The following is a 19,889-nucleotide window of genomic DNA, read 5'->3' as shown; positions in this document are numbered from 1 at the left end:
CCACTGTTACTATCAATCATTGCTGTCTAGTATGCGCTTAAGGCGCCAGATAACTTTCCATATGCTAGGCCAGTCCATAGTGCTTTTACTTATCAGTGCTTGCAGGCTTGAGACACAGCATTCAATTTCAGGCAGCTCATATAGTCCAGAGATCCCCGCAATCTGATGGTTGATTTCTCTAATAGCATCAATTTGATATGTTTGAAACGCTGTTTCTAGTTGTCTGCTTAGAGACTGTAGCTCTTGCTCTAGTTGCTGAGGGTGTATGTCATATTTCGTGATATCTGTTACTTGTGTGATTTTTTGAGCGTTCTCGTCTACTTGTAGTACGTTTGTAGTGAGAGCATTAATAGTCTCAAATAACTGTGAATCATTAATAGGTTTTAGTAATACCTTAGATACTCCGGCTTTATATAAAGCGATATGCTCACTTTCTATAATGTTGGCAGTGAGGGCAATAATCGGGAGGGAGGGCCATCGCTCCTTGATATGTTTTGTTGCCTCAAATCCATCCATAATAGGCATATGGGCATCCATTAAAACAATATCAGGTTTCTCTTCTTTAACTAGTGTGATTGCTTCTAGTCCTGTGGTTGCCGTAAACGCTTGTATGTTAAAGCTGTTAAGTATTTTGTTAATAAGAATACTGTTGAATTCATTGTCTTCTGCTACTACGACTTTTATAGCCTTTACCGCTACACGTTGTTTAGTGTCTGTGGCTTCAATACGAATTGTCCGTTCTATTGCTTGCTGGATGCGGCTTGGTCTGACTGGTTTGTTTAATATGGCTATGTTATTTGCGACAGGAAGATTCGTGCAGTTAGGTGAAAGGAATATCAATTTAGCACAATGACGGCTTATGTCTTTTATCTCCTTTAATAGTGTTATTTGTTTTTGTGGATTAGCAGGAATACTTACTATTACATTATTTTTTTCAGCCTGCCGCTTCATCTCTTCGATACTGTTTACCGCTATAACTTTATTATTCTGTTGTTTTAATATGCTGCTAATGGCTATTCGAAGAGAAGTATTTTCTTCATAGTAAATGGTGGTTGTATCAGCTTCACTGGTATTTTTAGTAATGGGGTTCGCATTTTTTTGTGTTTTTAATGGGAGGTCTAGCGTAAGTGTTGTTCCTTGGCTTTCTTCGCTACTCATGGACAGCTTGCCTCCCATTAGCTCAGTAAGTTTTTTAGCGATAACTAAGCCTAGCCCTGAGCCGCCGAAGCGCCTAGTAATAGATGTGTCTGCTTGCATGAAAGCTTTGAAGAGCTGTTCTAGCTGCTTTTGGGGAATGCCAATGCCAGTGTCTATGATCTTAAGTGTGAACAAGCTTTGCTGTTTATTTAATTGTTTAATGCTTAAATAAGTTTCGACAGAACCGCTCTCTGTGAATTTCACTGCATTTGATAAAATGTTTGATACTATTTGCCGAAGTCTAGTGGGGTCCCCAATAATCTCAAGGCGCTCAGTTTCAGGTAGATGGGCAATAAGTTCTAATCCTTTGCTATGAGCTAGTGGGGCTTGCATTTCCATCACATCGTAAACTGCATCTTCTAAATTAAAGGGGATGTGCTCTATTGTTATCGCATCTTGCTGGAGCTTAGAGAAGTCTAGAATGTCATCGATGATAGACAGAAGCATCTGCGATGTTTGGTTAATAATTCTTATATGTTCCAACTGTTCTTCTGTGCAAGGGCTTTGCTTAAGTAGTTTTGAAAAACCAACAACAGATGTTAGTGGAGTGCGTAGCTCATGGCTCATTCTTGCTAGGAAATCATCTTTTGCTTTGTTTGCCTCATCTGCACGTTTTCTTGCAGTGGCTAGAGCATTATTTTGTTGTTCTAGGTGATGAAGCGTGAATTGTAATTTGCGTGTCGCTAATTCAATTTTATTTTCTTGGTTTTTTATAGATTTATGCACAGTATCTGCAAGATTATTGAGCCCAATGGCAAGCGAATTGAATTCGCCGGTATAAGTATTTGTTATACGAGCGTCATATTGTCCGGCTTGAATCTTTTCCATTGTTTGAGTGAGCTCGAGTATCGGTAAGCTGATTCGTTTACCAAACCGCTGCGCGAGAAAGAATGTAAATATTGAGCCTATGAGTAACAAAAGAGTGTTTGCTATAAATATTTGCTCTTCTTGTTGTACTTTCCTCGACTCAGAAATAACAACAACAACCCAGCCTATTGTTTCTATAATCTGTTCCGATTCTTGAAACTCTGAATTATCTAAGAATGGTATACCTGTGGTGATAATAGGTTGAGTAAAGTACCAGTATTCATTGTGGTTGTATGTTTCACCAGACGCTATTTGAAGATCGATAGGAAATTCAGCGGAACGTAGGATTAATTCGTATTTTCCGTCCAGAAACAGTATGTCTGATACATCTTGTTCTAATAGCGGTCCTTTACTGAGGTTTTTAAGCAGCTCGCTATTATTAGTTATAAAACCAAACTCTGATGAGGATGCAATTAAACGAGCTAATAATTGACCGCGTTCAAGGAGGGAGTACTCCGCATCTTGTAAACGCGTATAAGTGAAGTAGCCTCCTAAAAGTAGAGACATAAACAACAATGGTAAAAGAGTCAGGAGCAAAATTCCCTTTCTGATACCAAGCCGAAAAAGCGCGTTAGGCGAGGAGTTAATGAGAGTCTCCTAACTGCTGTTGCAATATCACAGCATCATCCATCTGTATGTTAATGGTTTGTATAGATTTTAGGTTTGTCTTTACAGTGAAATATTTCGGGTGTGCTGGCCCAACAAGTACCTCTGTTTCTAAATAAGTATTGAGCGTTTCCGCTGCATGTTTTCCTATTTGTTGAGGAGATGAAAAGACTGCCGCCAGAGCCCCTGCATCTACATATTTTTCTGAAAAACCGATGAGTGGCTTTTTTAGTCGAAGCGCAAGAAATAATGACCATTTAGCGCTAGCTCGGTTAAAGGCTGATTGGTCAGGAATAGCTAGAAACACGTCCGATTCTTGGATGACGGGCTGTAAGGTGTTGACTGGATTATCGTCACTATTGAGGGCAACTGACTTTATGTTGAAGCCTGTTTTTTTAGCTGCATGATAAAGGCGTTCTCTTTCATGTATTGATGATGCTCCAAACACGGTGCCAATGGTTACGCCTGTTGGGACAATCAATCGAGCAAGAGCTAATTGGCGCGACATTGACTGATCAATAAATACGGCCGTTGTATTGTTAGGTTTTCTTAATGTCCGCTCAAGTAATTCCTCATAAACTCTACGTGGGAGAAAGCTTGCAATAATAGGTGAGGCTTTAAACTTATTTAAAGCCTTTTCAAACGCAGTAGAGCCAATTGTTAGAACTATTTCTGGTGGTTCTGAAATATTATTGATTGAGTCTATGGTGTATTCTTCAATGTCGGCGCTCGAGTGCAATGAAGAATGAATGCTCTTGGCTACTAATTGGTAAACAGGTTGTTTTGAGCTCAGTAGTAAGGTAACACGAGATATTGAGTTAGCTTGACAAAGAATGGGCACGAATAAGAGGAGGGCAGTAAATATTGCCTTGTTTACCCTCCTTGCTCTCCATATCCAATAAGTCATATTTTCAGGCTGTCCGTGCCGGTAATTTTAGAAATTTAATTTCATTGTTAAGTATAAACGACGATCATAAGAATTCTTAGTTTGGAATTGAGAATACTTATGATCAAACAAATTCTTAACAAGAAAACTCGTTGTTAATTTTTGACCATGACCAGTAGGGAACGATTTTGTTATTTTAAAATCAGTAGTTTTGTAGCTTTCAATGAGACTACTATCTCGCCACTGTACGTCTGACATGTAGTTGAAAATAACACTACTATCTAAAGAGTTTGTGAATTGATGATTAAGTAATAAGGTTCCTGTATGGCGTGGTGCGGAATCATCATAGGTTCGATCAGGTTTTCTCGCTAACTCCCCTCTTCTTTGGATGCCACTTATTTTGGTCAAGCTATATGCAAAATGAATAAGGTCGTTTTTAGATGGTTTTATGCTAGCTTGTATTTCAAATCCGTGTGATTTTCTATTAGAGGCATTACGTAGCTCTCTGACTTCATCTCTAAAACCTTGAGCAATGGATAGAAGGTCAATCGGCCCGTCATAAAACCAGCTGTCTATACCATTAGAGATACGCTCTTGGAAAATTTTCAGGTCAATGAAGCCATTTAGTTCGTGAAGTGACCAAAACAGTCCCAGTTCGGCGGCATTGAGTTTTTCTGCTTCTAACTCATCATTTGGGAGAGATATAAAATCATAAGGTACACCTTCTGGGAATATATAAGCTGACTTATTATTTTCTTCTAGAAGCGATGGTGTCCGATAAGCTTGGGTTATCGCTCCACGCAGGATAAGAGTATCGTTTAATTTATAATTTGAGGAGAGTCGTAATGAGGTTGCAGGAGATGTAATCGAGGAAAACTCAGACATCAAGCCTGCATTCCAACTTAGACGGTCAGTTTGTTTCCATTCAGCATTAGTGAAGAAAAAATAGGTCTCTTCATCAACTGTTGAGTCACTTCCTAGTAATACACCGCTAGTTGCTTTCTCGTAGCGCAAACCTAATCCCGAGGCTAATGTGAAAAATGAGTTAGGAGAGTATGTATGCTGAACCTCTGCACCGTATGTTTGTGTACTGCCATTTTCTGCACTACTAAATACGGGGAAATCACTTACATGACTACTGCTGAATGGGTAGTTGCTGCCTAATGTTGCTGCTAGGAAGGCAAGCTGGGCGTTAAGGTTTGCTAACCCTGGATCATTTAGTAGTTCTGATGCATTGAAAGACTTTGTTTCGAGTCTTAGGTAGTTATGATAAAGCTGAGTGTTGATTTCGTGTGTTTCATTGATGATATGGTTCCATTGAAGGTATTGGAAATGAGAGAAGTGTTCCCTGTCTTGGTATTCTCTTAAGTTATCGCCACTTCCGATACCCATGACTCCGTTATTAAATCCGACAGTAAAGTCTATGCTGTCATAGAGTGAAGGAGTAAATATGAAGTGTAGATTGCCCAAATTTACATTCTCACCATCTTTTTGAAAATCAAACCCTTTATTACCTTCATGACCCAAGCTGACACGGTAATACAAATCGTTGGCTTTACCGCTAAAAGATGCCGTGACATCTTTTTTGCCTTGCGCTCCCACTGTTGTTGTTAATTGGTGCGAAGTTTGTTCAATGGGGGTTTTAGTAATAATATTAATGGCTCCCATTAATGCATTTGAGCCATAAGAAGGCACGTTCGAGCCGCGCACCACTTCTATACGTTGGATATCGTCAATAGATATCCCCAGAGTATTCCAAGCCACTGTCGATAGAAGAGGGATGTAGACGGGGCGCCCATTAATACGAATATCGAGATTGCGAGGAAACTCGCCTGAAGCGCCATGATAAGTTACTGCGTACTTATTTGCATTGGGTGTATAGACTTGAAAACCTGGGACTAGCCTAAATAGCTCAGGGATATCGGTAGCGCCCGATGCTTGGATCAACTCTTGCGTGATTACTGTGGTTGAGACAGGCGCTTCTGAAATATTTTGTGAGATACGAGTAGCAGAGACAATTTCTGGAATATCACTAAAGAGATCAGTTTCATTATATCCATAGGAGGTTGAACTCGTTATAGATAAAGACAATACAAGTAGAAACTGCGGGAAATGACTCAAACACGGATAATTCATATAACACCTGATATTAGAATAGCTTTAAATGCGTGTGCCAACATAGATAATGATGGCCAGCATAATAACTGCTTCAATAACAAACCCATTATTTGTTAGAACCCAATCTAGCATGCTGAATAACCACTAAAAAATTATTAGGAAGAATAACGAATTTAGCAGGTGGGTAGTAGACTTAAATTTCATAGAATAAAAATATGAAAAAATAAGATGATAGTTACATCCATTTTCTGGAATAAAAATACCAAAAAATCCCGCCTGATATCGTGATCAGTATTATAACAAAGTACCAAAATGCAGAGGGTGATTCAGTACCAGGCATGCCTGCAATATTGACACCGAGCAACCCGGTGAGAAAGCCAAGAGGTAAAAATAGGGCGGTGATGAGAGACAGTAAATACATGCGCTCATTTAGCATTTCCGAGCTATTACTGGCGAGTTGCTCGAGAATAACATTGATTCTTTCATTGATAGACTCAAGGTGATCGAGCTTTCTCATCAAATGCTCTGTTACTTCTTCTGTTATGAGCCGATGTCTATTGTTGAATATTTCATTATTACTTTTTGAGATGGCTATAAATGTTTCTCTTTGCGGAAGTAGATAACGACGTAAAGCGATAATTTGTCTTTTTAAATCCGAAATTATTTTACGTTTGCCCCTTGAGGGGTTTTCAATAGCTTCTTCTTCTAATTGTGTAACTTGTTCATCTACGCGATCAACAAAGCTGGAAACGCGATCAACGAGTTTATCGCAAAGGCTAGTAATGAACTCACCGGAGTTTTGAGGCCCTTTGCCTGCTAACAAACTACGATAGGTATCTTGTACGGACAATAGCACTCGACAGCGGGTACTAATAATACGATCTTTATCAATCCACAGTCTAATTGAAACCATATCTTCAGGGTCTGATTCAGGGCTCATATTAACGCCGCGTAAGATAATTAAAGCTCCATCCTCGTATTCATTATAACGAGGTCGAGACTCTTCACTTAGTAATGCATCTGCAATAATTGAATCAACGCCGCTTTCTTCACGCAGCCAGTTAATCGCGTCGTGTTCAGTAAAATCAAGATGAATCCACTGCACTGCTGAAGAGGTTTTAAAAGGAGAGGTTAACAATGATGCACCTCCCTTATTATCAAGCTCTAGGGCGTGAATTAGTCCTTGCATTATTTGCTCTCAGATTCTGATATTTGGTAGGTAATAGTTGCATAGTTGTTTGATCAATGGGAATTTTTTTACATATGAGCGTCGGATATATTGGTTATGCTTCATGAATCATGGCAATCTAGGTTCCGTTATTTACTAGCAAGTAGTGGCTTGTATGTCAGATGATTTAGGTCCTTTAGTTGACCGCATAGTTAATGCCGGTGTTGATACTGATCTTGAAAATGTTGCCATAGAAAAGGCAATGCTTATCGATGAACTTGAAGATCTAGAGTTTGATCAGTGGGCACGCTTACTTGAAGCTTTGCCAATAGAGGAGCGCCTTTCTCAATGGCAATTAATTTCTGATGATGTGCAGGCCGAAGTGCTGGTTGAAATGCGAGCGGAGGCACGCCTTTCAATTATTGATACATTGGCTACAGATAATCTTGAGCAGATATTTTCACTTTTAAGCCCAGAGGACTTAATTGAACTAGCTGACTCTTTGCCTGACCATTTGATTGATCTTGCATTACAGCAGATGGATCAGAAGCAGCGTCTGTTTTTTGAACACAGCAACCAATTTAACGAAAATCAAATTGGTCGTTATGCAGATCATAATCTTTTAGTGCTTCCTCAGAATGCTAAGGTTTACGATGCACTACGTTTACTACGCCGTGCTATTCCTGAATGTACCGATACGTTATTTCTAACAGATAGGGCCGGACGTTATGCCGGAACGGTCCCTCTGCAAAGTACTTTTGGCTCGCCTGGGCATATCTCGCTTGTGGAGTTGTTAGACGAACAGGCAGAGCCTCTGTTGGCAGAAATGAGCCTTGAAGAGAGTGCTGAGGTTCTGGAGAAATCTGAATACGTTTTATTACCGATTATCGATGTTAAAGGCATGTTAATCGGGCGTATGACGATTAAAGATGGTTTCCAAATAATGCGCGAAAGCCATGAAGCAGAAAATATGGCTCGCGCAGGTTTATCCGAATCGGAAGACTTGTTCTCTCCCATATTAAAAAGCTCAATGCGTCGCGCTACGTGGCTTGGTATTAACTTACTAACTGCATTTTTAGCATCTTGGGCTATTGGACTCTTTGAAGCGACGCTACAACAAGTGGTAGCACTTGCTGTATTAATGCCTATTGTTGCTTCGATGGGTGGCATTGCGGGTAGCCAAACATTGACGCTCATTATCCGCGGTATTGCATTAGGCCAAATATCCCGAGGTAATTTAATGCCTCTGCTAATAAAAGAGTTAAGTGTGGGTTGCTTCAATGGCTTTTTGTGGGCACTAGCTATAGGGGGAGTTGTTGCTTATTGGTTTTCAGATTTTATGATTGGGTTGGTGATTGCCTCAGCGATTGCTATCAACATAATGGCGGCTGCTTTTTCAGGAGTAATTATTCCTGTTTTATTAGAAAAGTTGAAGATCGACCCCGCGCTTTCAGGTTCAGTCATACTGACAACGGTGACCGATGTTGTCGGCTTTGTGACCTTCCTCGGGCTGGGAACGTTATTCCTAATCTGAACGCCAGCTGACTGCTTATTGGGTATTCATAAGATATTTAATAGGGGGTTTTGTGCAGTGCAAAATATATGTTAATGTCTTGGCTGCATAGAACTGGAATTGTGATATTTCAAAGCACCAGTCCAGATTCTGAAGATAATTATTTTCATAAGGTAATGGATGATGCTGACAGGTAAAAATGCAGTTGTGACAGGCTCTACTTCCGGAATTGGTTTGGCCATTGCTCGCGGTCTAGCGGAGCAAGGTGCTAACGTCGTAATTAATGGTTTAGGCACACCAGAAGAAAACGAAGGGGTTCGAGCAGCAATCGAAGCTGATTTTGATGTTAAAGTACTTTTTTCACCAGCGAATATGTTAAAGCCTGTAGAAATTGCAGCCATGATTACGGATGCTGAGAAGGCATTAGGTTCAGTAGATATATTGGTAAACAATGCCGGCATTCAATTTGTATCGCCTGTTGAGGAGTTTCCTGAAGCTAAATGGGATGCCATTATCGCTATTAACCTGACCGCCGTTTTCCACTCTACCAAAGCGGCTATTCCTGGTATGAAGCAGCGTGGTTGGGGGCGTATTATCAACACGGCATCAGCACATGCATTAGTCGCTTCCCCATTTAAATCTGCGTATGTTGCCGCTAAACATGGTATTGCTGGTTTTACTAAAACAACAGCACTGGAACTGGCTGAATACGGTACTACAGTCAATGCGATTGCTCCTGGTTATGTATGGACGCCGCTGGTTGAAAAGCAGGTAGCTGATACAGCTAAAGCACGTGGTATTACCGAAGAGCAGGTTAAGCAGGATGTGATGTTGAAAGCACAGCCGACTAAAAAGTTTGTAACAGTTGAAGAAATAGCAGCTGTTGCTGTGTTTTTATGCAGTGATGGTGCTGCGTCTATTACGGGTAGTACTCTACCGGTTGAAGGCGGCTGGACTGCACAGTAATTGCACGATAATCAATGACTGCTTGTTTACTAAAGCAGTCTTATTGAATGAAAGCTTCTAGTTAAGGAAATAACACTGATGCGTAAAAAGTCAGTAAATCTTGCATTGCAGGGAGGTGGGTCTCATGGAGCATTCACCTGGGGTGTATTAGATCACTTTATGGAAGATGGGCGTGTCAGTGTTGAAGGCATTTCAGGTACAAGTGCGGGAGCAATGAATGCTGTTGTACTGGCACAAGGTTATATGAACGGTGGCGCAGATGGCGCCAGAGAATCGCTAGAGACATTTTGGCGAAAAGTCTCTGAAATGGGTAGGTACAGTCCACTTAAACGGACTCCGATGGATGTACTTACTGGGCGCTGGGATATGGAAAGTTCGCCTGCATACCTAATGTATGATTTATTAAGCCGAGTAGCTTCACCTTACGACACTAACCCTTTGAACATTAATCCGTTGCGAGAGTTAGTTGAATCGAGTATCGATTTTGAAAAAGTTAGGGCGTGTAGTGCCGTTAAACTTTTTATTGCTGCAACTAATGTGCACTCAGGGAAAATTAAAGTTTTTGAACGTGAAGAACTCACACCTGATATGGTGCTGGCTTCTGCCTGTTTACCTTTTTTATACCAAGCAGTAGAGATTGATGGGATTCCGTATTGGGACGGAGGTTATGTGGGCAATCCCCCACTATATCCCCTTTTTCAAGGAACTAAATCACGAGATGTATTAGTGGTTCAGGTTAACCCTATTGAGAGAAATGAAACACCGAAAACTGCACGTGAAATTCTTAATAGAGTGAATGAAATATCCTTTAATACTTCTTTATTAAGAGAGCTACGTAGTGTTGAGTTTGTTCATCGATTATTACATGAGAATAAACTCGATAAAGATCATTACGCCGATATCTTAGTGCATCGTATCGAAGCGACCGAGCAGCTAAATCCACTGTCTGCTTCTAGTAAAATGAATGCGGAGTGGGAGTTCTTAACACACCTTCGCGATATTGGTCGTGAATCTGCAAAAGTATTTCTTGATGCCAATTATGATAATTTAGGTGAGCGTTCAACGTTAGACCTAGTGAAGGAATTTTCATAAAGCTGTGTCTTAATTCTGCATTGTAAAGAAGGAGCCTAATGGCTCCTTTTTTATTGCTACAAGATATGTTTGCTCTTTAGCTTAGTTTAGCGAGCACTGCGTTGGCGACGGCAGTAGAGGAGGCTGGGTTTTGACCGGTGATCAGTAAACCGTCTTCAACAACATAGGGAGTCCAGTCAGCGCCTTGGCTATAGAGGCCGCCTTGCTTCGTTAGCTCGTCCTCCAGTAAAAATGGCACTATTTCGGTTAAGCCAACGGCTGCTTCTTCAGTGTTGCTAAAACCTGTAACTTTTTTCCCTTTGCAAAGCGCTTCACCTGTTACATCTTTGGCGTTGAGCAATACGCTGGGGGCATGGCAGACGGCAGAAACCGGTTTTTCTTGCTGAAGAAAGCTTTCTATCAGGTTGATGGATGCAGTGTTGTTTGTCAGGTCCCACATAGGGCCGTGCCCACCGGGGTAAAAAATTGCATCGTAGTCATTAGCTAAAGCATCGGTTAGTTTGATAGTGTTAGCTAACTTAGTTTGTAGTTCGCTATCTTGATCGAAACGGCGAGTAGCATCTGTTTGAAAGTCTTCTAATTCACTTTTCGGGTCGATAGGAGGCAGGCCTCCCGCGGGAGACGCCAGTATAATATTGGCGTTAGCATCAGAGAATGTATAGTAGGGGGCGGCAAACTCTTCAATCCAAAAACCTGTTTTTTCGCCAGTGTCGCCTAGTGTGTCATGTGAAGTAAGTACGAAAAGAATATTCATCGTGTTTGTTCCTCTCTACGGTTAATCGAAAACTAACTTAGTTTTACTAGCATTTTGCCTATGTTTTTTCCGGTAAATAGGCCGATAAAAGCCTCAGTGGCTTGTTCAATTCCTTCATATACTGTTTCTTTTGCAGTGATCTTTCCTTGCTGTATCCACTGTGTCATTTGAGTAACAAAGGCGGGGTATTCATTCCAGTGATCAAAGATAATGAACCCCTGTATGGTTAGCTTTTTAATAATTATCTGCGATAAATTGGTTGGGCCTGCTTTCGGCGATGTTACGTTGTACTGGTCGATCATCCCGCACACAGCAATTCTGCCATAATCATTCATGAGATTAAGAACCGCTTCTAAATGTTCACCGCCAACATTTTCAAAGTAGACATCAATACCCTGCGGACAGGCTTGGGAAATACTTTCTTGTAAGTTTTCCGTGGTTTTATAATTTACAACAGCGTCGATACCCAATTCGGTCTTTAGGTATTGAGCTTTTTCCTCTGAACCAACACTACCGACAACAAAACAACCTTTCAGTTTGGCTATTTGGCAAACGATGGCGCCGACTGCACCGGATGCGGCAGAAACAAACACGGTATCACCCTCTTTAATACGAGCAACTTTAGTGAGTCCGGTAAAGGCGGTCATACCAGGCATACCAAGCACGCCTAAAAAGGCCTGATCTGGTATTTCTGTTTCTGGCAAAGGCTGTAAATCTGAGCCTTCTGTTGTGAAATATTCTCGCCATCCGTTCATGTTGGCGACTTTACTGCCCACAGGAAACTTAGGATTACTGGACTCCATCACTTGCCCAACGGCTCCGCCTGATAAAGTTTCATTCAGAGCAAAGGGTTCAATGTAGCTTTTACGATCTAGCATGCGACCCCGCATGTAGGGGTCTACAGACATCCACGAGTTTTTAATAAGAACTTCACCGTCTTTTAAAACGCTGATAGGTGTCGTTACAATGCGAAAGTCTTCCGGGACAGGGATACCTGAAGGGCGGCGTACGAGCTGTATTTCACGGTTTACTTCGATATACATATTCATGCCTTTAAAAAGAGTAGATGCCAGAGAATATGGTTACTCTAATCTTGAATATGATATGCATCCAATGCATTATAAAAATATCCGACATGATTACTGGTAATGTGACTGTGAATATATCCCGAGTGTCTGCTGCTGACCTTAACTTATTACCGGTTTTTCATGTGTTGTTAGAAGAGCGCAGTGTCACGCGTGCGGCGGGGCGATTGAACCTGACACAGTCAGCGATTAGCCGTAACCTTGCACGCTTAAGAGAACTGTTTAATGACCCTCTGTTTACACGCACGCCTAAAGGTTTGGCGCCTACGCCGCGAGCAGAAGCCCTCGCGTTACAATTACACCATTCGCTACAAGACATAAGCTCACTGATCGAGCCGCCGCAGTTTTCCCCTTCTCACGCGAAAAGTGACTTCCGGTTAGCGACGACCGATTATGGGACTCAGGTGTTACTCCCCTCTGTGGTAAGTCGGTTGAGAAGCGAAGCTCCCGGAGTAAATTTAGAGATTGTTCCATGGCAAGAAAGCTTATTGAACCAACTTGACCAAGACAATATTGATTTGGCTGTTTGTACTGTGAAAGCTGCGCCTGCAGCGGTTCATGGACGTGGTGTCGGCGATGATCAGTTCGTATGTGTTATGAGTACTAACCACCCTTTGGCAGAAGTTGGGCTGAGTCTTGAAAGTTATGCGAAGCAACCGCATGCGTTAATTACTATGGGCGGTGCCCGTAAAGGCGCTATAGACTACTTACTTGAAGAAAAAGGGCTAAAGCGGCGTATTGCATTAAGAGTGCCGCACTTTGTTGCTGCGCTGGCGCTGGTGGCTCAAAGTGATTTGGTATTAACCGTTCCTTTTGGCTTAGCGCACAGCTGCGCTAAGCATTACCAATTGAAAATCATCCCTTTTCCTATGCAACAAAATAATTTTACCTATTCTGTAGTGTGGCATGAGCGGTATATGAAAGACGCAGGGCACATGTGGTTACGTCAGCTAGTGTTTGAGGAGTTAACCAGTACTCTCAAAGCCTTAAAAGCTGACTTTAATTGTTAGAGCCTAATAGCCAAGGTTCACGTATGTGACGTCGTTTTATCTATTTTTTGTGTGGGTGGTTGCTCGCTGATAAAGCGTTGCATCAACGTATTTAGTCCGTCAGCCTGATCATGCATGGCGCTTGCGGCGGCAGAAATCTCTTCGACTAAGGCTGCGTTTTGTTGAGTAATATCATCGATTGACATGATGGCGCGATTGATTGGGATAATGCCTTGGGCTTGTTCTTGGCTAGCTTCGCTGATTTGCAGAGTCAGTAATGTGACTTCCTCTATACTGTTCGTAATGTCTTCAAGCGCATCTGAGGATAATTGAACCTGCTCTGTACCTTCTTTAATCTTCTGTGTTGTATCTTTAATTAGTTCTTTAATGTCACGTGCAGCTTTAGCTGATTTTTGAGATAAATCGCGTACCTCATTAGCAACTACAGCAAATCCTCGTCCTTGTTCCCCAGCACGTGCCGCTTCTACTGCAGCATTTAGAGCTAATAGATTAGTTTGAAACGCAATGCTATCAATTAAGGCAGTGATTTCTGCAATATGTTTACTGGATGCTTGGATGGCAGACATCGCGTTGATGGCGCCTGTCATAACTTGAGCACCATGCGCAGTGATCTCTTTGGCTTGGTTTACTACGATGTTTGCTTGTGCTGCATTGTTTGCATTGGCCTGAATGGTTGTGCTGATCTGTTCTATTCGAATACTGGTTTTTTCTATTGAAATGGCTTGTTCTTGAGTGCGTTCTGATAAGTCGTTATTGCCCAAAGATATTTCTTGAGTGGCGCTGGAAACATCCCGAGCAGAAATGCGGACTTCATTGACTAATTTTGATATTGAGTGCTGGCCATGATTAATGGCCTGTTTTAGTTCGTTAAATTGTCCTTTGTAATGCCCATCAATACGCGCTACTAAGTTTCCTTGTGACTGGAGTTCTGCAACAAGTAATGCCTCAGATGTCGCTGTTTTGACGGCATCTAATGAATCATTGATATTCTCTTTGAGAATATGTAATTGTCCTGGTAAGTCGCTCTCGATACGTAGGTCAAATTCACCTTTTGCCATTGCTTCCATGATATCGTTAACTTCCCTAATGGCGTTGCCTATATCGAACATGGCACATTGGGTAATATCAACAATTTGCTGGTAGTTTCCGGGAAGCTCTGTTTTTATCTCAGTATTAAAGTTTCCTGTTGATAAGTTTTCCATGAGCTGTTTAAGTGCAGAAATACTTGTTTGGGTTTGTTCTGCGCTGTCGTTGATTGCTTGCTTCAAGTCGTTAAGGTCACCCTTTAAGGTACGAGTGACGCGTACAGTGAAATCGCCAGCTGCTATTTTTCTCATCACCAATTTAGTGTCTGCTAATGCATTCTGAGTACCTTGGAGTAATTGATTGACCGCTTTACTTGCTTGTCCAATCTCATCTTCACTTGATACTTGTAAACGTGCAGAAAAGTCACCGCTTTCTTCAACTTGACGTATGGTGTGTGCTAACCCAGAGATAGGTTTTGTTATCTTCTGTGAAATTCGCAGAGCAGCAAAAATGATGACTAAAATCCCTAAGAAACCAATAAGAAGTATCCAAAGCTTTAAGGTGGATACTGCGGAAAATGCTTCGGCTTCATCAATCTCGACTAATAGTCCCCAGCGTTTACCCCCAACATTAATTGGAGAGTAAGAAGAGAGAACAGGGTTGCCGTTGTAATCAATTATTAACTGGCTGCCTGTTCTTCCGGCGATGGCGGCTTTCGCAGCAGCTGTTGTTATGCTTCCTTTTGAAGGGTTGGCAAAAGATGCTGCAACTGAGTGATTTTTTGGATCGATAAAAGAGTCAGAACGCATTAGGAAGTCAGACCCGATAAGGTATGATTCACCGCTTTTCCCCATGCCTTCGCGTATTCCCATAATATCGTTAATAGGATCGATGGGTATCTCTAGTACCACGACTAAAGTGAGTATTCCTTGAGCGTCATAAACTGGAGCTCCAATAAATCTCTCAGGAGCTCCAGAGCTTGCTCCGTAAAGTGCGAAATCTACTTCTGAGTAATGTCCGGTTTTCACTATGCTTCGAAAAAGGTCCCCTAAATGTGATTCACGATACGGCCCCGTCATTAAATTGGTTTGGTAGTCTGATTTTTTTGCAGCTGTATAAGAGATCAGCCCAGTAGGCTCAATTAAAAGTAGGTCGTCGTAGTCATGATTTTCTAAATAGGTAGAAAATAAATTTTTGCCCGCAGCATTTTGATCTGTTATTACCAGTTGAAGCGTACCTGTATTCAGAAGAGTACTAAGTAGTGAGGCAAGGCTTATAGCATCTCGGCGGCTGGTTGCCATGAAATTTTCTATTTGATGAGCTTTGATACTACGAACAGCATCAAGCTGTTGGTAACTTTGCTTTGATAGAGAGTCACTTGCCTTATAAATGGAGACCATAGCGAGTATTGCGAACGGCACTATACCAATTAATAAAAAGCTGAGGAGTAGCTTTGTGTTTATGTTCGAGTTGTTAAACGATTTCAAAAAAATCTCCAAGTTAGCCTGCTCGCTAAATAGTGCTGTGATTTTTGTGTTGAATTCAGTATAGAAGAAAAAAATATAACTATAGCTACTAGTTATAGCCTATGGCATTGGTTGAAAGCGAGTAAGCTCTGCTTTAGATCGCCATTGTTATTTTTTTGAGGAAAATATTTAGCATAAATAGATAGAAAACCTTGTGTTTAGGCATGACAAGCCCGTGATGTAAACTATGCTTATGATATCGAATATATGAATCTTTTTATTTTCTAAATTAGTCCTTTATTTGCTTAACAATCATGATATAGGAGAAGCGCTTGAGCTGTTTGTCATTGAAGGCAGTACACTATGTGGTTCATCGAACAATCGCCATGTTTGTGATGGTTTTTACTTCTGTGTTTGCTGGTGCGGCTGATTTTGATAATCAAACTAGTCAGCAGCACACTGCTTCTCATTGGTTGGATAATAGCCGCTGGGCGTTGGATCTTTCTAGCCGCTTTATTCAGGACACTGACCTAGACCATTTATCGAGCCAACATGTTATAGGCGTTGATTTTCACAAGGTGTTCTCAGGAAAAAATGGAGATATTGCTACTTTAGTTTTTCAGCCTTATTGGGTCCGTTTAAATGCGGTTAAAAACCCTGCGTTTTTCTTTGATGATGGTGATGATTCAGAAATTACATGGCGTATAGCGAATATCAATTTTACAGGGCTAACCCGTAATACATTCAATGTTCGTGTTGGACACTTTGAAGTGCCATTTGGGTTGGAACAAAACATAGATACTAATGGTACGTTGAGACAACACACATTCCGCGATAGAGGAATTAAAGCTGACTGGGGTGTTTCTTTAAATGGTGTATCAGCACAACTGGATTATGAAGTTGCGCTGACACGGGGATCAGGGAACAACATATCGGATCGTGGTAACCCTTATGTGTTTGCAGGTCGCATAGGAACTCCGTCAAGAGAAAATACCGTGCTGGGCTTCTCTTGGTTTAATGGGAAAATACTTACTGCTCAAGGAACCGTAGCGCGTAAGCGTGTTGGTATTGATGTTGTTCATTACTATCGTCAATGGGAGGCATTAGCTGAGTTGTCAGGCGGTGATAACAGTGGCTTAGGGCAGCGAAACGCTTTATTAGAACTGTCTTGGCGTAACCCTATGGAGTCATTGCATACTTATTTGCAACTAAGGCACGCGCAGCAAGAAAATGCTGATACTTGGCAAGACCATAGTAGCGTATCATTAGGCGTTCAGTGGAAAATTAATCGATTTGTTGATGTTAGCACTGAATGGTTTAATGAGTTAGATACCATAGCGGGTCAACAAACGGCATCGAAGCTCGTTGCACAGTTACGCGTGAGGATATAAGTGTGAGTAAGGTTGAGAGTCTTTTCTTACAGGTAAATAATGTAAGAGTGCTAACCGCGATAGTAGTTATTTTGGTGAGTTTTTCGATCCCTGTATCTGCTGCCTTTTGTTCATTAAGAGATCCTATTTTTGCTATCCATAGTCTTTATCCTGAAGCAACCAAGCATCGTTCGATCATTCGACCTATTGATCAACAAATGCGACGTGAAGTATCTGAACGCTTACCATTTACTATTCACCATAATGAAATTGGCAAGCACACCTTATATCAAGTGCTAGACGGTAGTAATTCTATAGGGTTTGTTCAAGCACGTTCAGAGTTGTCTGAATGGGGGCTTATAGAAATTGCTTGGGCTATAAGCCCAAATATGAAAATTGAAGGCTTAGCTTTTCAGCGTTGCCGTAGTTTTGAATGTAATGATACTTTGATAAATGAAGTAGAGGCTGTATTACAAGGAAAGTCATTTAGTGAGCTGTTATTGTTAATAAGCGCTGATGGGCAAGGGTTAAGTGAGCATGCTCAAGGTGTTTTTTCGAAGAATTCGGCCATGCATTTATTGATTTTAAGCTCTGCTTTGAAGACGCTTGCAATCACTGAGCTTGCATGGGGAGATGTCATTTCTGCACAGTTACAATAGCATTATTGCAAAAGTCGCTATGATGAGAGGGCAGCCAAAATGAGAATAAAAGGTTATCTTGCAACCGTTATTCTTGCCTGCTTAGCCGGTGGCTTTCTTATCGAGCTGCTTTTGTCGCATCAATTTCGTTTAGCGCATGAAGCATCTGAAAAACATATGCAAAGTGTGCTTTGGAATAAAGATGTCGAATCACTCGCGATTGATATATCGCAATACCTGATTACAGCTGATTTGGTGCTGGGCTCTGGGCAAACTTACCTAGTGAGAGGTGGGGTGAGTAAGGGCCGTTTTATTGTAAAAAGCCTTGAAAACTTAGGCGCCCAAGATTCTCCAATACCTTTAACTACTGAATTGTCTGAAACGGCATCTACCATCTCAAGCATGAGCCACTATTTAGAAGAAGCTGCGGTCCTTCCTAACGAGAACCGTAATGAGCAACTATCCTACCTATTAGCTGAATCAGACCGCGTTAGTGAATTGTTAGTTGAACGCTTAAGGCGTTTACGCAGCCTTTCTGAAGCCGCGGTTAATACTAATTTTAAACTTCAGGCGAATGAGAGAAGCAATGTTACGCTGATTCAGTACCTAAGCTGGGGCGGATTCTCTTTAATGGTACTATTACTCTGGTATTGGGCTAACCGACAAATATCTAGTCCTTTACGACAACTGACCCAGATGGCAAGAGATGCTGAGGCAGGAGAAGTGTTTGTCGGCGTGACGAGTGGGCCCAAGGAAGTCGTTGAGCTGAGCAACAATACCCGCAGGTTAACCAATTCACTTTCCTATCAAGCTAGCCATGATGCATTGACTGACTTAAACAATCGACGCGAGTTTAGCCGAATGTTGGCTCATTACTCCGATACGGTTGATGACTCAGTAACGCATGTTTTGTGTTTTGTAGATTTAGACCACTTTAAAGTTGTCAATGACACATGTGGGCATGCTGCTGGGGATGAGTTATTAGCGCAAGTAGCCCGTTTGATTCAAGTGTGTGTGAGAACAACCGATGTGGTCGCACGTTTAGGGGGGGATGAATTCGCTATATTGTTGACCTCTTGTGGTGTCCCTAATGGAAGTGTCATTTGTAATGATATCCGTAAAGCCATTGCAGATGTACGTTACCAATGGGACGGCGAAGTTTACCGTATAAGTGCGAGTATTGGCCTGACCTTAATTGATTCTCATACATCGTCGATAGAAGACATTCTTAATGCTGCAGATACGGCTTGTAAAGTGGCGAAAGACTCTGGTCGTAATCGTGTACACACCTTCGATGTTGGAGATGCAACCTTGGCGGATAAGCGCCATGAAATGCTGTGGATCAATCAAATAAATAACGCATTAGATAAGAAGCGTATTGTGTTGCATCGACAGTCAATTATTGGTTTGCAACCGCAAAACAGTGCTGATAAGCATTATGAAATACTCTTGCGGTTAAAAGCCTCAGATGGGCAGCTTATTTATCCAAATCAATTCTTGCCTCTGGTTGAACGTTATCACTTGGGGCCCCGTTTGGATCGTGAAGTAGTGAATGCAACATTTGATTGGTTGGCTACTCATCCTCAAGAATTAGCTGCACTCAATACCTGTGCTATTAACTTGTCTGGGCAATCTATTGCTTGTCAGGATTCTCTGAGTTTTATTATTACTAAGCTTAAGCAGGCAGGATTGCCTGCTGAGAAAATTTGCTTTGAAATTACCGAAACTGCAGCGATTACAGACCTTGAAAATGCTCGTCAATTTATAGCAAGCCTTAAAGCTCTGGGTTGCCAGTTTGCGTTAGACGATTTTGGGAGTGGCTTGTCATCATTTGCTTATTTGAAAACATTAGATGTCGATATCATTAAGATTGATGGTATGTTCGTTAAAGATATGATGACAGATGCTGTTAATTTAGCCACGGTAAGATCGATCAACGATGTGGCGAGAGCGCTAGGTAAACAAACCATTGCAGAGTTTGTTGAAAGCCAAGACATTGCGGGTGAGTTAGAATCGATAGGGGTCGACTTTGCGCAAGGGTACTACTTTGATCAGCCCTCGTTGCTGGTGGACTTGGCTCCATGACTTTATGGCGGCCCATGGGACTGAAAAGGGTCATTCTGGATA

General features: G+C 41.6%; 14 protein-coding genes. 7 read left to right on the top strand and 7 right to left on the bottom strand.

Going from position 1 to position 19,889, the window contains the following annotated elements; translation table 11 throughout:
* Positions 1 to 12 precede the first annotated feature (12 nt).
* From NEJAP_RS17015 to NEJAP_RS17000, 4 genes are all read right to left on the bottom strand, one after another.
* Complete coding sequence (locus NEJAP_RS17015) at positions 13 to 2,571, bottom strand: ATP-binding protein (protein WP_201348341.1); 2,559 nt, start codon at positions 2,569 to 2,571, stop codon at positions 13 to 15.
* A 76-nt stretch (positions 2,572 to 2,647) separates the two neighbouring features.
* The gene (locus tag NEJAP_RS17010; RefSeq protein ID WP_201348340.1) at positions 2,648 to 3,577 is read right to left on the bottom strand and encodes an ABC transporter substrate-binding protein; all 930 of its coding nucleotides are present in this window, start codon (positions 3,575 to 3,577) and stop codon (positions 2,648 to 2,650) included.
* Between the two features lie 27 nt (positions 3,578 to 3,604).
* A complete protein-coding gene (locus NEJAP_RS17005) occupies positions 3,605 to 5,692 on the bottom strand; it encodes a TonB-dependent receptor plug domain-containing protein (protein ID WP_201348339.1) in 2,088 nt (695 codons plus the stop codon).
* Positions 5,693 to 5,909: 217 nt separating this feature from the next.
* Complete coding sequence (locus NEJAP_RS17000) at positions 5,910 to 6,863, bottom strand: zinc transporter ZntB (protein WP_201348338.1); 954 nt, start codon at positions 6,861 to 6,863, stop codon at positions 5,910 to 5,912.
* A 154-nt stretch (positions 6,864 to 7,017) separates the two neighbouring features.
* On the opposite strand from NEJAP_RS17000, the gene NEJAP_RS16995 reads away from it, so the two are divergent.
* From NEJAP_RS16995 to NEJAP_RS16985, 3 genes are all read left to right on the top strand, one after another.
* Positions 7,018 to 8,376, top strand: a complete 1,359-nt coding sequence (locus tag NEJAP_RS16995) for a magnesium transporter (RefSeq protein ID WP_201348337.1) — start codon at positions 7,018 to 7,020, stop codon at positions 8,374 to 8,376.
* 162 nt (positions 8,377 to 8,538) lie between these two features.
* Positions 8,539 to 9,321, top strand: coding sequence for a 3-hydroxybutyrate dehydrogenase (locus NEJAP_RS16990; RefSeq protein WP_329610915.1), 783 nt, complete (start codon positions 8,539 to 8,541; stop codon positions 9,319 to 9,321).
* Between the two features lie 78 nt (positions 9,322 to 9,399).
* On the top strand, positions 9,400 to 10,413 hold the full coding sequence (locus NEJAP_RS16985; protein ID WP_329610914.1) for a patatin-like phospholipase family protein: 1,014 nt from the start codon (positions 9,400 to 9,402) through the stop codon (positions 10,411 to 10,413).
* Between the two features lie 76 nt (positions 10,414 to 10,489).
* Here the strand turns inward: NEJAP_RS16985 and NEJAP_RS16980 are convergent, their stop codons facing one another.
* Both NEJAP_RS16980 and NEJAP_RS16975 read right to left on the bottom strand, forming a co-directional pair.
* A complete protein-coding gene (locus NEJAP_RS16980; RefSeq protein ID WP_201348335.1) occupies positions 10,490 to 11,167 on the bottom strand; it encodes a type 1 glutamine amidotransferase domain-containing protein in 678 nt (225 codons plus the stop codon).
* A 32-nt stretch (positions 11,168 to 11,199) separates the two neighbouring features.
* Positions 11,200 to 12,210: an NADP-dependent oxidoreductase gene (locus NEJAP_RS16975; RefSeq protein ID WP_201348334.1), complete on the bottom strand. Its 1,011-nt coding sequence runs from the start codon at positions 12,208 to 12,210 to the stop codon at positions 11,200 to 11,202.
* Positions 12,211 to 12,323: 113 nt separating this feature from the next.
* Between NEJAP_RS16975 and NEJAP_RS16970 the strand changes: the two genes are divergently transcribed.
* The gene (locus NEJAP_RS16970) at positions 12,324 to 13,262 is read left to right on the top strand and encodes a LysR family transcriptional regulator (protein ID WP_201348333.1); all 939 of its coding nucleotides are present in this window, start codon (positions 12,324 to 12,326) and stop codon (positions 13,260 to 13,262) included.
* Positions 13,263 to 13,279: 17 nt separating this feature from the next.
* Here NEJAP_RS16970 and NEJAP_RS16965 read toward each other — a convergent pair whose 3' ends face one another.
* Positions 13,280 to 15,775, bottom strand: a complete 2,496-nt coding sequence (locus tag NEJAP_RS16965; protein WP_201348332.1) for a methyl-accepting chemotaxis protein — start codon at positions 15,773 to 15,775, stop codon at positions 13,280 to 13,282.
* A 311-nt stretch (positions 15,776 to 16,086) separates the two neighbouring features.
* Between NEJAP_RS16965 and NEJAP_RS16960 the strand changes: the two genes are divergently transcribed.
* The 3 genes from NEJAP_RS16960 to NEJAP_RS16950 are packed head-to-tail and all read left to right on the top strand — an operon-like array spanning position 16,087 to position 19,847.
* Positions 16,087 to 17,145 (top strand): hypothetical protein, encoded by a 1,059-nt coding sequence (locus NEJAP_RS16960; protein ID WP_201348331.1) that lies wholly within the window; start codon positions 16,087 to 16,089, stop codon positions 17,143 to 17,145.
* Between the two features lie 2 nt (positions 17,146 to 17,147).
* A complete protein-coding gene (locus tag NEJAP_RS16955; RefSeq protein WP_201348330.1) occupies positions 17,148 to 17,783 on the top strand; it encodes a hypothetical protein in 636 nt (211 codons plus the stop codon).
* A gap of 39 nt (positions 17,784 to 17,822) precedes the next feature.
* Entirely contained in the window at positions 17,823 to 19,847 is a 2,025-nt protein-coding gene (locus NEJAP_RS16950; protein ID WP_201348329.1) for a putative bifunctional diguanylate cyclase/phosphodiesterase, read from the top strand.
* The last annotated feature ends 42 nt before the right edge of the window (positions 19,848 to 19,889 follow it).

The sequence above is a fragment of the Neptunomonas japonica JAMM 1380 genome, assembly GCF_016592555.1.
Taxonomy (GTDB): Bacteria; Pseudomonadota; Gammaproteobacteria; order Pseudomonadales; family Balneatricaceae; genus Neptunomonas; species Neptunomonas japonica_A.
This window is presented reverse-complemented; position numbering and strand designations above follow the sequence as displayed.